The sequence below is a fragment of the Brevundimonas sp. GW456-12-10-14-LB3 genome (assembly GCF_059424365.1).
Genome location: NZ_JBWKZJ010000004.1, coordinates 80,274 through 94,859 on the forward strand (window position 1 = coordinate 80,274; position 14,586 = coordinate 94,859).

Annotated in this window: 16 protein-coding genes and 1 tRNA gene; 11 read left to right on the forward strand and 6 right to left on the reverse strand. The window is 69.4% G+C overall.

Translation table 11 applies throughout. From position 1 onward, the window contains the following. The first annotated feature begins 304 nt into the window (after window positions 1–304). The 7 genes from ccmA (at window position 305) to AC07XS_RS03195 (ending at window position 4,462) form a co-directional block, all read left to right on the forward strand. Window positions 305–928 (forward strand): heme ABC exporter ATP-binding protein CcmA, encoded by a 624-nt coding sequence (ccmA, locus tag AC07XS_RS03165; RefSeq protein WP_182713401.1) that lies wholly within the window; start codon window positions 305–307, stop codon window positions 926–928. Next, on the forward strand, window positions 925–1,788 hold the full coding sequence (locus AC07XS_RS03170; protein ID WP_182713400.1) for a DUF3800 domain-containing protein: 864 nt from the start codon (window positions 925–927) through the stop codon (window positions 1,786–1,788). The genes ccmA and AC07XS_RS03170 overlap by 4 nt, the downstream gene beginning before the upstream one ends. A gap of 88 nt (window positions 1,789–1,876) precedes the next feature. Continuing rightward, window positions 1,877–2,578, forward strand: a complete 702-nt coding sequence (gene ccmB, locus AC07XS_RS03175; RefSeq protein WP_182713399.1) for a heme exporter protein CcmB — start codon at window positions 1,877–1,879, stop codon at window positions 2,576–2,578. A gap of 57 nt (window positions 2,579–2,635) precedes the next feature. Then, window positions 2,636–3,355 carry a heme ABC transporter permease gene (locus AC07XS_RS03180; RefSeq protein WP_182713398.1) on the forward strand — a complete coding sequence of 240 codons (720 nt, stop codon included), beginning with the start codon at window positions 2,636–2,638 and terminating at the stop codon, window positions 3,353–3,355. A gap of 1 nt (window position 3,356) precedes the next feature. Beyond that, window positions 3,357–3,575, forward strand: a complete 219-nt coding sequence (ccmD, locus tag AC07XS_RS03185) for a heme exporter protein CcmD (protein WP_182713397.1) — start codon at window positions 3,357–3,359, stop codon at window positions 3,573–3,575. After that, window positions 3,572–4,138 carry a DsbE family thiol:disulfide interchange protein gene (locus AC07XS_RS03190; RefSeq protein WP_054764626.1) on the forward strand — a complete coding sequence of 189 codons (567 nt, stop codon included), beginning with the start codon at window positions 3,572–3,574 and terminating at the stop codon, window positions 4,136–4,138. Before ccmD ends, AC07XS_RS03190 begins: the two co-directional genes overlap by 4 nt. A 90-nt stretch (window positions 4,139–4,228) precedes the next feature. Next, window positions 4,229–4,462 (forward strand): hypothetical protein, encoded by a 234-nt coding sequence (locus AC07XS_RS03195; RefSeq protein WP_152949420.1) that lies wholly within the window; start codon window positions 4,229–4,231, stop codon window positions 4,460–4,462. On the opposite strand, the gene AC07XS_RS03200 is transcribed toward AC07XS_RS03195, so the two are convergent. The 3 genes from AC07XS_RS03200 to AC07XS_RS03210 form a co-directional block, all read right to left on the reverse strand. Continuing rightward, window positions 4,463–5,233 carry a M48 family metallopeptidase gene (locus AC07XS_RS03200; RefSeq protein ID WP_054764624.1) on the reverse strand — a complete coding sequence of 257 codons (771 nt, stop codon included), beginning with the start codon at window positions 5,231–5,233 and terminating at the stop codon, window positions 4,463–4,465. Window positions 5,234–5,314: 81 nt separating this feature from the next. Continuing rightward, window positions 5,315–6,853, reverse strand: coding sequence for a cryptochrome/photolyase family protein (locus tag AC07XS_RS03205; RefSeq protein WP_182713396.1), 1,539 nt, complete (start codon window positions 6,851–6,853; stop codon window positions 5,315–5,317). Between the two features lie 47 nt (window positions 6,854–6,900). Further along, window positions 6,901–7,110 carry a DCC1-like thiol-disulfide oxidoreductase family protein gene (locus AC07XS_RS03210; protein ID WP_182713395.1) on the reverse strand — a complete coding sequence of 70 codons (210 nt, stop codon included), beginning with the start codon at window positions 7,108–7,110 and terminating at the stop codon, window positions 6,901–6,903. 147 nt (window positions 7,111–7,257) lie between these two features. Between AC07XS_RS03210 and AC07XS_RS03215 the strand changes: the two genes are divergently transcribed. Beyond that, a complete protein-coding gene (locus tag AC07XS_RS03215; protein ID WP_054764621.1) occupies window positions 7,258–7,719 on the forward strand; it encodes a DUF3429 family protein in 462 nt (153 codons plus the stop codon). A gap of 72 nt (window positions 7,720–7,791) precedes the next feature. Here the strand turns inward: AC07XS_RS03215 and AC07XS_RS03220 are convergent. Next, a tRNA-Gly gene (locus AC07XS_RS03220) sits at window positions 7,792–7,866 on the reverse strand. Window positions 7,867–8,086: 220 nt separating this feature from the next. Beyond that, the gene (locus tag AC07XS_RS03225) at window positions 8,087–8,869 is read right to left on the reverse strand and encodes an SDR family NAD(P)-dependent oxidoreductase (protein WP_182713394.1); all 783 of its coding nucleotides are present in this window, start codon (window positions 8,867–8,869) and stop codon (window positions 8,087–8,089) included. A 55-nt stretch (window positions 8,870–8,924) separates the two neighbouring features. On the opposite strand from AC07XS_RS03225, the gene AC07XS_RS03230 reads away from it, so the two are divergent. Further along, window positions 8,925–9,323 carry a YkvA family protein gene (locus AC07XS_RS03230; RefSeq protein ID WP_054764619.1) on the forward strand — a complete coding sequence of 133 codons (399 nt, stop codon included), beginning with the start codon at window positions 8,925–8,927 and terminating at the stop codon, window positions 9,321–9,323. 159 nt (window positions 9,324–9,482) lie between these two features. Here the strand turns inward: AC07XS_RS03230 and AC07XS_RS03235 are convergent, their stop codons facing one another. Continuing rightward, complete coding sequence (locus AC07XS_RS03235; protein ID WP_182713466.1) at window positions 9,483–10,484, reverse strand: NADPH:quinone oxidoreductase family protein; 1,002 nt, start codon at window positions 10,482–10,484, stop codon at window positions 9,483–9,485. Between the two features lie 141 nt (window positions 10,485–10,625). Between AC07XS_RS03235 and AC07XS_RS03240 the strand changes: the two genes are divergently transcribed. Continuing rightward, entirely contained in the window at window positions 10,626–11,498 is an 873-nt protein-coding gene (locus tag AC07XS_RS03240) for an isoaspartyl peptidase/L-asparaginase (RefSeq protein ID WP_182713393.1), read from the forward strand. 77 nt (window positions 11,499–11,575) lie between these two features. After that, window positions 11,576–14,443, forward strand: a complete 2,868-nt coding sequence (locus AC07XS_RS03245) for a M16 family metallopeptidase (RefSeq protein ID WP_182713392.1) — start codon at window positions 11,576–11,578, stop codon at window positions 14,441–14,443. The last annotated feature ends 143 nt before the right edge of the window (window positions 14,444–14,586 follow it).

Below are 14,586 nucleotides of genomic sequence, written 5' to 3' on the forward strand. Positions count from 1 at the left end.
CGCAGCGGCTCACAGGGCCCCTGCGCGCGCGGCGAAAGCCTGCTGCGGCAAGCGTGCCTATAGACCCGCTGGATCGCACCGTCCATGTGTCCACACCCCCGACGTGGACATTGAGAAAGGTTCTCAAAACAGCGACCTGGCTCTCCCTCCCCCGCCGGGGGAGGGTGGACGAGCGACGCGAGGCCGGGTGGGGAGGGCCAGGCGACACATCGCCCTGCAAACGCTTGGCATCCTTGGCGGGCCGCCCCCAGCCGGTCGCTCCACGACCACCGTCCCCCGCCGGGGGAGGGAGAAGTTCGGCGCCATGATCCACGCCCTCACCCTCTCCGGCCTGACCGTCTCACGCGGCGAGCGTCGCCTGTTCTCGGGCCTGAGCCTTGATCTGCGCGCCGGAGAGGCCGTGGCGCTGACCGGCGCCAACGGGGCGGGCAAGACCAGTCTGCTGCGGACCGTCGCCGGCCTGCTGCGCCCCGACGCGGGCGAGATCGCCTTTCACGACGGCGACGGCAATCGGCTGGACGACCATCTGGCGCGCGGGCGCGAAGTGCATTTCCTCGGCCACCAGGACGGACTGAAGACCGGGCGCACGGCGCGCCGGGAACTGGGCTTCCAATGCGACTGGCTGGGCCACACCCAGACCGGCTTCGATCACGCCGTCGAGGCGTTCGGCCTTGAGCCCCTGCTGGACCTTGAGGTTCGGCGCCTGTCCGCCGGCCAGCGCCGTCGTCTGGCCATGGGCCGGCTGGTCGGATCGCCGCGCGCCCTGTGGCTGCTGGACGAGCCCATGGCCCCGCTGGACGCCCGCTGGCGCGCCGTCTTCGCCGACCAGATGCGCCGTCATCTCGACGCCGACGGCCTGATCCTCGCCGCCGTCCACGACCCCCTGCCGATCCCGGCCCGCACCCTGGACCTGGGAGGTCTGGCGTGAGCTGGTCCTTCTTCATCGACGAATCCGGTCAGGATCAGAGAGCCTCGCCTTATGAGGTTCTCGCCGCCTTCGGCGTCGAAGACCGGCGCATATGGCCCTTGATCCGCCAGCTGTCCGACGCCCAGGCCCACTTCTTCGGCATGAGACTGTTTGAGGCCTACGGTCGAGAGGCCAAGGCTCAGAAGCTGCTCAACGCCAAAACCTATCGTCTGGCGGGCCAGATGCCCCCTTTCGACCCGGCAGCCCGCACGCGGCTGGCGCACGAAGCCCTGAAAGACGGCGCAAATCCGACGCGCGAACGACTAACCGCATTGGGCCAGGCCAAGATCGCCTATTGCCGGTTCGCTTTGCAGCTCGCGCGCCGCCAGAACGCCCAGGTCTTCGCCACCATCGTTCCCCGCGCCGCGCCCCGGCCGGAGGATGCAGGCGCCTTGCGGAAGGATTACGCCTATTTGTTTGAGCGCGTCTTCTACTTCCTGAACGGTCTGGAAGATGAGCCGATGGGCTATCTGGTGTTTGACGAGATCGACCGGAGCGCCTGTCACATCCTGCTGGGACAGGTCTCGAACTATTTCGTGCGCACCGCGAATGGGCGGACCCGCGCGCGCCTGATCATCCCCGAACCCTTCTTCGTCCACAGCGATATGACCACCCTGGTCCAGTTGGCGGACATTGTGGCGTATGTGGTCAGTTGGGGCGTAAGGCTGGGAGGCATGAACGCGCCCGCCCGCGCTGAACTGGCGCCCCTTTCCGAAGAGGTGTTGAACCTCAGGTTCGCCCGGCGTCTCACGAGCGGGGAATGGCAATCCGGGTTTAAGGTCATCAAAGACCTGCGACCCGCCGGCGGGCCGCGAAATTGAAAAAGGCAATGCTCCCGTTTCCGGTCACAAAGCCTCCGAGGCGGAATATCGGGATCTCGTCCCGCCGTGTCAACGTCGGAGCAGGCGAATGAGGCCTGACTCCGAACCCCGCCCGCCCGGCCTGCGGGGCGCGACGCGCGTCTTGCTGGAGCGGGAGCTGGACCTGGCCTGGAGCGGCGGGGGCGGCCCGCTTCTGGCCTGCGGCTTCTTCGTCTGTCTGACCGCCGTCCTGCCGTTGGCGGCGGGGGGCGATCCGCGCACGCTTTCGCCGGTGGCCGGCGGGATCGCCTGGCTGGCCCTGGCGCTCGCCTCGCTTCTGTCTTTGGAGCGGCTGTTCGAGCGGGATCTGGAGGACGGGGCGCTGGACCTTTTGGCCATCGGCCATCTGCCGCTGGAATCGGTGGTCCTGATCAAGGCCCTGGCCCAGTGGGTCGCCGTCGGCCTGCCCCTGGCTCTGACCGCGCCGGTCGCCGCCCTGGCCCTGGGCCTGCCGGTTTCGCTGGCGCCCCTGGCCGCCCTGTCGGCCCTGATCGGCGGGGCGGGCTTCGCCTTGACCGGCGCCCTGGGCGCCGCCCTGGCCCTGGGCGCCAGGCGGGGCGGCCTGCTGATCGCCGTCGTGGTCCTGCCCCTGTTCATCCCGCCCGTCGTCTTCGGGGCCGGGGCGCTGGAGCGGGCGGCGTCCGGCCAGTCGCCGGCCCCGGCCCTGGCCTTCCTTACCGCCTACGTCCTGTTCGCCGGGGTCGTCGCCGCCTTCGCCGGGGCGGCGGCGGTCAGGAACGCCCAAGGCTAGGGGACGCCGTGACACGCCGCTTGCCCGCCGCCGTCCCGCCGCGTAATCGCTGACACCATGTTCGGCCTGTCCAATCCGCAGCGGTTCATGCGCTTCACCGGCCCGCTGACGCCGGTGCTGTGGACGGCCGCCGCCGTCCTGCTGGCGGTCGGAACCTGGCTCAGCTTCACCGTCCCCGCCGACTATCAGCAGGGCGACACGGTGCGGATCATGTTCGTCCATGTGCCCGCCGCCAGCCTGGGCCTGGGGGCCTATGCGGCGCTCGGGGTCTCCAGCTTCTTCGCCCTGGTCTTCCGCCACGCCTTGGCCGACGCCGCCGCCCGGGCCGCCGCCCTGCCCGGCGCCGCCTTCACGGCCCTGGCCCTGTTCACCGGCTCGCTGTGGGGCCAGCCCATGTGGGGAACCTGGTGGGTCTGGGACGCGCGCCTGACCAGCGTCCTGGTGCTGTTTCTCTTCTACCTCGGCTATATGGCGCTTCGGGCCTCGATCGACGACGAGCAGAAGGGCGCCCGCGCCGCCGCCGTCCTGGGCCTGGTCGGGCTGATCAACTTGCCGATCGTCAAATTCTCGGTCGACTGGTGGAACACCCTGCATCAGCCGGCCAGCTTCCTGACGCCGGGCGCCTCGGGCCTAGACCCGGTCTATCTGCCCGCCTTCCTGACCATGCTGGCGGCCTATGGGGTGTCGTTCGCGGCCCTGTGGCTGACGGCGATCCGCACCGAAATCCGCCGCCGCCGCGTCCTGTCCCTGCGCGCGCGAAAGGCGCTGGAGGCCTAAGATGCTCGACCTCGACATGGCGCCCTACGCCGCCTTCGTCTGGCCTGCCTGGGGCGTCAGCGCCCTGGTCCTGGCCGCCCTGACGGTCCGCGCCGTGATCGCCTCGCGCAAATGGAAGCGGGAACTCGAGCGTCTGGAAAAAGACCAGAGCGCGACATCAGACGCGGCTGTCTCCCTGCGTCCTCAAGCAGCGCAAAGCGCGATAGGGCCCTTAAAATGAACCGCTGGCTGGCCCTGCTGCCGCTCGTCGTGGCGGTCGCCCTGTTCGCCCTGTTCGCCGGCTGGTCGCTGAAGCGCGACCCGGCCTTCAAGCCCGACGCCATGGTCGGCCAGCCCATCCCCGAGACCGTCCTGCCCATGCTGGAGGGCGACACGGCCGGGCCGGGCAATCTGGACCTGAAGACCGCCGGGGTGGGACGGCCCATGCTGGTCAATGTCTTCGCCTCCTGGTGCGCCCCCTGCCGGATCGAACACCCCAAGCTTCTGGCCCTCAAGGCGCGCGGGATCGCCGTCGTCGGCGTGGCCTATAAGGACGAGCCGGTCGCCACCCGCGCCTTCCTGGACGAGCTGGGCGATCCCTATTCCATGGTCCTGGTCGATCGCGAAGGTCGGGCCGGGCTGGACCTGGGCATATCCGGCGTGCCGGAGACCTTCGCCGTGGACGCCATGGGCCGGATCACCGCCAAACAGTCCGGCCCCCTGCTGAACGACGCCGACATCGAGCGGCTGGTCGCCTCCATGCAGGCGCCGGCCCGCGCTCCGCCTTCAAAAAGCAGCCGTTAAGCCGGGATTAACCTTCTTTCCTGAGATCTTGTTAACGATTGTCGCCCCGCGATGCGTTAACGGTTGGCTATGAGCGCGATTCGTCCAGGTTTGCCCCAGACCCTTCCGCCGTCCGGCGGCGAGACCTCGTCGGCGCGCAACGCCCAGGCCGCCTTCTTCCGTGCGGCCCTGAACCAGGTCCAGACCAATCCGATCCAGGCTGCTCCGATCCAGCCTCAGACGCCCGCCGCAAGCCCGACGCGGCCGACGCCGCCCTCGCCATCGACCGACGGACAGCCGCCCCGGATCATGCGTCCGGGGACCTATCTCGACATCAAGGTCTGATCAGCTCCAGCCCTTGCCGGCGATATATTGCTGCAGCAGGTCGATCCGGGTCGCGTCCGACGGGTGGGTCGAGGCGAACTGCGGAATGCTGGCCTGACGCTGGGCCGCCATCAGCCGCCACAGGGCCACGGCCTGGGACGGGCGGAAACCGGCGGCCTGCATATAGTCCACGCCCAGCCGGTCGGCCTCCAGCTCGTCGCGCCGTGAATAGGGAAGCAACAGACCGTACTGGGCCGCCAGACCGCCATAGGCGTTGACCGCGTCGCCGTAACGCCCCGCCGCCCCGCCGACGGCCGCCAGGCCGATGGAAGTCGCCGCCTGGCTCGACGCCCGCTCGGCGGCGTGGTTGGCGACGACATGGCCGATCTCATGGCCGATCACGGTCGCCAACTGGTCGTCGTTCTGGACCAGGGCCAGCAGGCTGTCGGTCACGCCGATCTGGCCGGACGGCAGGACGAAGGCGTTCGGGCTCTTCTCGCTGAAGACCGCATAGTCCCAGGTCCGGTCGCCGAGGCCCGCCGCCTGGACCAGACGGTTGCCGACGCGACGGATGCGATCGACCTGGGCGCCCGAGGTCTGGACGCCCGGCTTGCTGATCGCCTCGCGCCAGGCGGCGTTCGATTGCTGAGCCAGAGCGGCGTTGTCGACCAGAAGCAGCTGGTTGCGACCGAGCGCCTCATTATAGGCGCAGGCCGACAGGGCCGAGGCCGCGACGGCGGCGGCCAGCAGACGGACAGGAAGACGGGAGGCGGGGCGGCGAAGGGCGATCATGGAGGCGACCTCTCTGGCTCGAACGGGGAAACAGCCAAGCAAATCCCGCAGCTCCCGTCGAGGTTCCCGCCAAGCTGCCCCTCAGTCCCTGGGCGTCGCGCCCAGCGGGGTGCGACACGCCTCGGCTTCCGCCGCCAGGGCCGCCCGCCTCGCCTCCCCAAAACCGTCCAGGGTCCGATAGGGCATGGCCAGGCGCGGATTGTCCCTGAGCCGGCCCCGATTCCGCTCCAGAAAGCCCCAGTACAGCCGGTTGAACGGGCAGGCGGCGTCGCCGCTCTTGCTCTTCACATCATAGCGACAGCCGCCGCAGTAGTCGCTCATCCGGTCGATATAGGCGCCGGACGCCGCATAGGGCTTCGACCCCACGATCCCGCCGTCGGCGAACAGAGCCATGCCCCGTGTATTGGGCATCTCCACCCACTCATAGGCGTCGGCGTAGACGGCCATATACCAGTCATCGACCACATCCGGATGCACGCCCAGCAGCAGGGCCAGATTGCCCGTCACCATCAGCCGCTGGATATGATGGGCGTAGGCGTTCTCCCGCGTCGTCTTCACCACATCGGCCACGCAGGCCATGTCGGTTTCGCCCGACCAGTAGAACCAGGGCAGATTCCGGTCCGCGTCCAGGAAGTTCCTTGCCCGATATTCGGGCGCCTTCAGCCAGTAGATTCCGCGCACGAACTCCCGCCAGCCCAGGATCTGGCGGATGAAGCCCTCGACCGCGTTCAACGGCGCCCGTCCGGCGCGATAGACCGCCTCGGCCCGGCGGCAGACGTCCACCGGATCAAGCAGGCCCAGGTTCAACGACGTCGAGATCAGCCCGTGCCACATCCACGGCTGATCCTCCGCCATGGCGTCCTGCCAGTCGCCGAAGCCGGGCAGGATGTTCGCCAGGAAATCCTCCAGCACCGTCTCGGCCTCCTCGGCCGTCGTCGGCCAGCCGAAGTCGTGCAGGGCGCCGAAATGATCGGGAAACAGGCAGGCGACGTCCGCCATGGCCCCCTGGGCTATGGCGTTGGGCGTGATGCGCAGGCGTTTGGGTGGCCTAACCCCGCGCGGCGCCTTCTTGCGGTTCTCGGCGTCATAGTTCCAGCGCCCGCCCTCCGGCTGATCGCCGTCCATCAGCAGACCGGTCGCGCGCCGCATCTCGCGATAGAAGAACTCCATCCGCAGCTGCGACTTGCCCGAGGCCCAGCGCCGGAACCGGTCGTGTGAGCACAGGAACCGCCGGTCCTCGCGGATCTCCACGGGCAGGCCCGCCCCTTCGGCGAAGGCCGCCAGATGTTCGGCCAGGCGCCATTCCCCGCATTCGGTCAGGACGGCGCGGTCATAGACGCCCGCATCCAGGGCCCGCGCCAGTTCGCCGGTGATCGAGCCGCTGTTGTCCGGATCGTCGATCGCCACATAGCGCACCCGCACGCCCCGAGCCCTCAGCCGTTCGGCGTGGTTCCGCATGGCGGCGAAGACCAGGGCGATCTTCTGCTTGTGATGGCGGACATAGGTCGCCTCGTCGCGCACCTCGGCCATCAGCACCGTGTCGGCGGCCGGATCCAGCCCCTCCAGGGCGGTTAGCCTGTCCGACAGTTGATCGCCCAGCACCAGTCTCAGAACCGCCACGCCTCAACCTGCCCTTCGCGCCAGGGCCTGAAGCCGGGGCCGCACCTTCAGAAACAGGCGATAGGCCGCCTCCAGCCCTCCTCGCGTGCATGAAACCGGGCCAGCAAGGTTTCGCGATCCAGCGGGCAGGCGACATCCCCGTCGCCCGCCACATCGACGAATTCGATGACGCCGCGGCGATCCAGCCGTCGCATCAGGACGATCTCGCGGCGGCACAGGGGACAGGCCCCGTCGTGCCAGACGACCAGCCGGCTCATCGGCTTGGTTCAGAACAGGGCGCGGGGCGGGCTGAACGTCGGATCATCGGGGAGGAGAGCTTCCGGAGGGCGCGGCGCGCGGTGATCGTGATATACGAACCGGCGCCGGGGATCGGATTTGCCTCCCCGCACAGACGCCGGATCGAGATGGACACGAACGCCCCCGCCCGCCTTCCCTCCCTCGCCCGCCAGCTGGGCTTCTCGGGCCTGCTGCCCCAGGCGGCGGCGGTCGCCCTGCTGGTCGGCGGCGGGGCCGAATTGCGCCCCCTGGCCCTGGGTCTGGCCTTTGGTTACGCCGCCCTGATCTTCAGCTTCCTGGGCGGGGTCTGGTGGGGACTGGCGGCGGCCGCGCGCGGCAAGGCCCCCGCCTGGGTCTGGGGCGTGGCGGTGCTTCCGTCGCTGCTGGCCCTGGCTGCGGCCTGGCCCCTCGCGGCGGGCGAGAGCGATCTCCGACTGTCGCTGGGCCTGCTGGGCGGCTTCATCGCCCTCAGCGTCCTGGTCGATCTCCGGCTGAAGGCCTTGGGCCTGACGCCCGAGGGCTGGCTGGGGCTGCGGCTACCCTTGTCTCTGGGCCTCGGCGCCCTGACGCTGGCGGCCGCCCTGCTCTGAGACATCGTTGGGTTTCAGGCAAAAAATCGGGGCCTGCCGAGAACGACAGGCCCCTGATTTTGCATCCCGACATGGAGCGGGCGAGGCGATTCGAACGCCCGACCCCAACCTTGGCAAGGTTGTGCTCTACCACTGAGCTACGCCCGCAATCCGTAAGGCGCTAAGTGTGCGCCCCGTCGAGGAGGGGGCGTATAGCGGAGGGTTGCGGCGGACCGCAAGCTCTTTTTTGCGGCTATCGCGCTTCGCGCTGCTTGAGCCGGATTCACGCCTAAACGGCCGAAGCCGGGACGCCCCCACGCTCGCCGCATGAGGGCTTCGCGCTCAAGCAGCGAGCCGCCGCGCGGCGAGCGATAGCGCGCTAAAAATGTCAGCGCGGCGCCAAACGTATGGCCCCGTCCAGACGGATGCACTCGCCGTTGATATAGACGTTGCGCGCCAGCTCCAGCACCAGGGAGGCGTAGTCGGCGGGAGTGCCGAGGCGGCTGGGGAAGGGGATGGCGGCGGCCAGGCTGTCCTGAATCTTCTGGTCCATGCCGGCCATCATCGGCGTCCACATGATGCCGGGCAGGATGGTGTTGCAGCGCACCCCTTCCTGGGCCAGGTCGCGCGCGATCGGCAGGGTCATGGCGTAGACCCCGCCCTTGGAGGCCGAATAGGCCGCCTGGCCGATCTGGCCGTCCTGGGCCGCCACCGAGGCGGTGTTGACGATCAGGCCGCGCTCGCCGTCCGCCATGGGCTCCAGGGTCACCATGCCCGCCGCCGACTGCGACAGGACGCGGAAGGTGCCGAACAGATTGACCCGCACGGTGCGTTCGAACTGGGCCATGTCGTGGGCCTTGATCTCGCCGGTGTCCTTCTTGCGCGAGACGGTCTTCATGCCGGTGGCGATGCCCGCGCAGTTGACGGTCAGCCGCTCCTGGCCGTGGGCGGCGCGCGCCTTTTCGAAGGCGGCGGCCACCGAGGCGTCGTCGGTCACGTCCACCTGGCAGAAGACGCCGCCGATCTCGGCGGCAATGGCCTCGCCCCTTTCGGCGTTCAGATCGAACAGGGCCACCTTGGCGCCCGTGGCGGCGATGGCGCGGGCCGTGCCTTCGCCGAGGCCGGACGCCCCGCCCGTGACCACGGCGGCGATGCTGCTGTCGAGTTTCATCTCGGTCTTTCCTATGTTGTAATGAACCTGAGTTTCGTTTGAGGATTTAGCGGCCATGACCGCCAAAGCCAAACCCGTCTCGCCCGAAGACGCCCTGGACCCGAAAAAGGCCCTGGTCCCCACCGTGGTGAAGGTCAATGAGGCGCGGGTGACGCGCGGCTTCTGGCCCAAGATCCAGCGCACGGCGGCCCGCATCCCCTTTGCGGATCAGGCCCTGGCCGCCTGGTACGCCGCCCGCGATCCCCAGACTCCGCTTCCGGCCAAGGGGATGATCTTCGCCGCCCTGGCCTATTTCGTCATGCCGGTGGACGCCATTCCCGACCTGTTCGCCGGCATAGGCTACACCGACGACGCGGCGGTCATCGCCGCCCTGATCGCCACCCTGGGCGCCAACATCAAACGCCGCCACCGCGACCAGGCCGAAGAGGCGGTGGAGCGGCTGAGGGGCGGATGACCGACCTTCCCCCGCTCGCGGGGGAAGTGTCAGGCCGTGGCGCGAAGCGACACGCCTGACGATGGGGGAAGTCTTCCTTTCGGCGAAACCCCCCTCTCCGTCGCTGGTCCGCTACGCGGACGCCGCGACACCTCTCCCGCAAGCGGGAGAGGGTCTGATCTAATCCCCCACCGTCACCACGATCTTGCCCAGCGCCTGCCGGTCGCCCAGGGCCTTGATCGCCGCCGCCGCCTTCTCCAGCGGGAAGGTCTGCGACACGCGCGGCTTGATCTTGCCCTCGGCGTACATCTGCATCAGCTCGGCCATGTTGGCGGCGTGGCCCTTGGGATCGCGCGCCACGGCCGCGCCCCAGAAGACCCCGATCACCGACACCGACTTCAACAGGGTCAGGTTCAGCGGCAGGGCCGGGATTCCCGCCGGGAAGCCGACCACCAGATAGCGTCCGTTCCAGTCCATGGCCCTGAGCGCCGGCTCGGCGTAGTCGCCGCCGACCGCGTCATAGACCACGTCGGCCCCGTCCCGCCCGGTCGCCAGCTTGAACTCGCCCGACAGCTCCTTCTGCGCCGCCTTGTCCATTGGCCCCGTCGGATAGATCAGGCCGTTGTCGGCCCCCAGCGCCAGGGCGAACTCGACCTTGTCGTTGGTCGAGGCGGCGGCGACCACGCGGGCGCCCATGGCCTTGCCCAGCTCCACGGCGGCGGCGCCGACGCCGCCAGCGGCGCCCAGCACCAGCAGGGTCTCGCCCGGCTTCAGCTGCGCCCGGTCCTTCAGGGCGTAATAGCTGGTGCCGTAGGTCATGATCAGGGCCGCCGCCTCCTCGAAGCTCATGGCCTCAGGCATGGGAATGACCGTCTCGGCCCGGACCGCCAAGCGTTCGACCAGCCCGCCCCAGCCGGGCACGGCGATGACCCGGTCGCCCTTGGCCACGCCCTTGACGCCCTCGCCCACAGCCTCGACCACGCCCGCCACCTCCGCGCCGGGCGAAAAGGGCCGTTCGGGGCGGAACTGGTATTTGTCCTCGATGATCAGCGTATCGGGATAGTTGATCCCCACGGCCTTGACCTCGATGACCAGCTCGCCCGGCTTGGGCGTCGGATCGAGCACGTCTTCGACCACGAGAGTTTCGGGACCGCCGGGGGTCTTGGACAGGACAGCGCGCATCATTCCTCCCTTGGGCCTACCGCGCTTAGCGCGACTTGAGGCCCGCTTGTGTTCGACCGACATGGCGCGGCCTTCATCCCGACGCTAAAGAGCGCCACGCCCGATTGAAAGAGGCGACAGAGACAGGCTCAGGAAGACGACATGACCGCCCTCATCCTCCACGGCGGCGCCGGCGCCCGGCGCGAACGCAACTATGACGCCGAGGTCGCCCACATGCGCCAGGTGGTCGAGGCCATGAGGCCGCGTCTGGACGCGGGTGAAAGCGCCCTGGACGTCGCCACAGCCGCCGTCGTCATGCTGGAGGATTCCGGCCTCTATGTCGCCGGCAGGGGCGCCTCGCCCAATCTGGCCGGCGCCTATGAGCTGGACGCCAGCCTGATGGACGGATCGACGAAACGGGCCGGGTCCGTCGCCGCCCTCCAGGGCTTTCGCAACCCTGTCGTCGCGGCCCGCGCGGTGATGGAGCGCACCCCCCACGTCATGCTGGTGGGCGAGGGCGCGGCCCTGTTCGCCCAGGATCAGGGGCTGGAGCCGATCGCCGACGAGGCCGCCTGGTATACGGGCGCCGGTCAGGGCGAGGACAATCATCCGCCCGGAACCCTGAGCCACGGCACGGTCGGCGCTTGCGTGCTGGACAGCCAGGGCCGTCTCGCCGCCGCCACCTCGACCGCCGGGGTCTTCGGCAAGATGCCGGGCCGCGCCGGCGACACCCCCATCCCCGCCGCCGGAACCTGGGCCGACGGCCACGCCGCGACCTCCTGCACCGGCCAGGGCGAATATTTCATCCGCGTCGCCGCCGCCGCCCAGGTCGCCTGGCGTGTCGCCGCCGGTCAGTCGCTGGCCGATGCGACCCAGGCCGTCATCGACGAGATCGGCGAAATGGGCGGCGACGGCGGCCTGATCGCCCTTGACGCCGCCGGAAACATCGCCGCCCCTTTCAACAGCCAGGGAATGAAACACGCCTGGCTGACGCCGGACGGCGAGATCGGCGTCGAGGTGTTTGAACGACGATAATTACAGCTCGGTAAGGTGCATGTCAGCCGAGGGCTGATACGGTCTCATCGCCCGGCGCTCCGGGCCTGGAGACCCGCATGAAATTTCGCCTCACCGCCACCGTCGCCGCCTCGGCCCTGCTGCTGGGCCTCGCCGCGCCCGCCTTCGCAGCGCCGGCCGCCGCACTCGCGCCTGCGCCTGTCACGGCCCAGGCCCAGCAGGGCGTGGTCGTCCCGCCCCTGGGCTTCACCAAGCGCGTCCTGCCGAACGGGCTGGAGGTCTACACCGCCCGCGACGCCGACACCTCGAACGTGACGGTTCAGGTCTGGTACAAGGTCGGGTCCAAGGACGATCCGGCCGGCCGCTCCGGCTTCGCCCACCTGTTCGAACATCTGATGTTCAAGGCGACCAAGAACCTGCCGCCCGAGACCTTCGACCGGCTGACCGAGGATGTGGGCGGCTCCAACAACGCCTTCACCGCCGACGACACCACCGCCTATTTCGAGACTGTCCCCGCCAACCACCTCCAGCGCATGCTGTTCGCCGAGGCCGAGCGGATGGGCTCCCTGGTCGTGGACGAACCGACCTTCGTCGCCGAGCGCGACGTGGTGAAGGAAGAATATCGCCAGCGCATCCTGGCCAACCCCTATGGCCGTCTGTTCGGCCTGTTTGTGCCCGAGACCCTGTATCAGGAAAGCCCCTATCGCCGTCCCGGCATCGGTTCGATCGAGGAGTTGAACGCCTCGTCCCTGGACGACGTCCTGCGCTTCCACGCCACCTACTACCGGCCCGACAACGCCTATCTGATCGTCGCCGGCAACTTCGACCAGGCCCAGCTGGACCGCTGGATCGATCAGTATTTCGTTCCGCTGAAGAACCCGACCACGCCGCTGCCGGCCAACAATGTGGCCGAGCCCGAGCCGACCGGTCCGCGCGACGTCACCTACTACGCCCCCAACGTCCCCCTGCCGGCCGTGGTGATCGGCTGGCCGACGGTCAAATACGCCGACGCCGACCGCGCCGCCCTGACCGTGCTGGACGGCATATTGTCCACCGGCGAAAGCAGCCGCCTGTACCGTTCGCTGGTCTATGACCAGCAGATCGCCGCCCAGATCGGCTCGACCCCCGACTTCGCCCAGCAGGCCGGCAATCTGACCGCCCTGGCCATCATGGCCCAGGGTCATACGGCGGACGAAGGGATCGCCGCCTTGAACGCCGAGATCGCCAAGCTGCGCGACGCCCCCGTCACCGCCGCCGAACTGACCGAGGCCAAGAACGAGATCGTCGCCGACGCGCTGCGCAATCGCGAGACAGTGGACGATCGCGCCTCGGCGCTGGGCTTCGCCCTGATCAACACCGGCGACGCCGCCGCCGCCGACCGCGAGATCGCCGAGATTCAGGCCGTCACGGTCGCCGACGTCCAGCGGGTGGCCCGCAAATATCTCACGCCCCAGCGGCAGTCGACGATCCGCTATCTGCCGGCCGACGAGCAGAACCCGCCTTCGGTTCAGAAGATGAACGTGGACGCGCCCGTGAAGGTGGCAGATCTGGCGCCGGCCGGAACCCCCGCCGTCCTGCTGCCGGAGGCCGAACGCACGCCCCTGCCCCAGCCGGGCGCAGAGGTGGCGCCCGTGACCCCCGCCGTGGCTGACTTCCGCCTGGACAACGGCCTGCGGGTTCTGGTGGCCCCGACCGACGGCGTGCCCCTGGTCTCGGCCCGCCTCAGCTTCGACGCGGGGTCGTCCGACGATCCGACGGGCAAGGCCGGGGTGGCCACCCTGACCGCCGCCCTTCTGACCCAAGGGACCAAGACCAAGACCGCGCCCGAGATCGCCACCGAAATCGAACAGCTGGGCGCCTCGATCGGCGCGGGCGCCGGGGTGGACTTCACCAATGTCTACGCCAACGCCCCGGCCAACGCCTTCCCCCAGACGGTCGCCCTGATGGCCGATCTGGTGAAGAACCCGACCTTCGCCGCCGAGGAGCTTGAGCGGCAGCAGGCTCAGACCCTGGACAATCTTCGCGTCGCCCTCAGCCAGCCGGGCTCCATCGCCGGCCAGGCCGTGGGCCGGGTCGTCTATGGCGACGCCCCCTATGGGGCGCCGGGCTCGGGCACGGTCCAGTCGGTGCCCGCCATCACCCCGGCGGACGTCGCGGCCTTCCACGCCGCCCGCTATCGCCCCTCGGACGCCACCCTGGTCTTCTCCGGCGACATCACGCCCGCCGCCGCCCGCGCCCTGGCGCAACAGGCGTTCGGCGACTGGCGCCCGGCGGGTCAGGCGGCCGCGCCCGTCGCCGCCCCGGCCGGTCAGGCCCTGGCCCCGCGCATCGTCGTGGTGAACCAGCCCGGCGCGGGTCAGGCCGCCGTGGTCGCCGCCATTCGCGGCGTGTCGCGCACCGACGCCGACTATTTCCCGCTCACTCTAGGCAACACCCTGCTGGGCGGCGGCTTCTCGTCGCGGCTGAACCAGGAGATCCGCATCAAGCGCGGCCTGTCCTACGGCGCCGGCTCCTCCCTGGGCGCGCGCGCCGATGCGGGCCTGTTCACCGCCTCGACCCAGACCAAGAACGAGACCGCCGACGAGGTGGCCGATCTGATCCTGGCCGAGATCGCCAAACTGGGCGCCGAGACCCCGACCCAGGCCGACCTGGCGCCCCGCCGCGCCACCCTGATCGGCGGCTTTGGTCGGTCGCTGGAGACGGTCGACGGCCTGGGCGCCCTGGTCGCCAACCTGGCGCTCTATGATCTGCCCATGAGCGACCTCGCCGACTACGCCGGCCGGGTTCGCGCCGTAACGCCGGAACAGGTCCAGGCCGCCTTCGCCGAACACCTGCCGGTCAATCGCGCCAGCCTGGTGATCGTCGGCGACGGTTCGCTGTTCCTCGACGCCCTGCGGGCCAAACACCCGAACCTGGAGGTCATCGAGGCGAGCGAACTGAACCTCAACAGCGGTTCGCTGAAATAGGCGCAGCCATCATGTCTCCTCCCCGCTCTGCGGGGAGGTGGCGCGACGCTCTTCGCGTCGTGACGGAGGGGTTCTTTCCGCATCACTACGGTCGGTGCGGCGTTGACAACCCCTCCATCACGCTTCGCGCGGTCCCCCTCCCC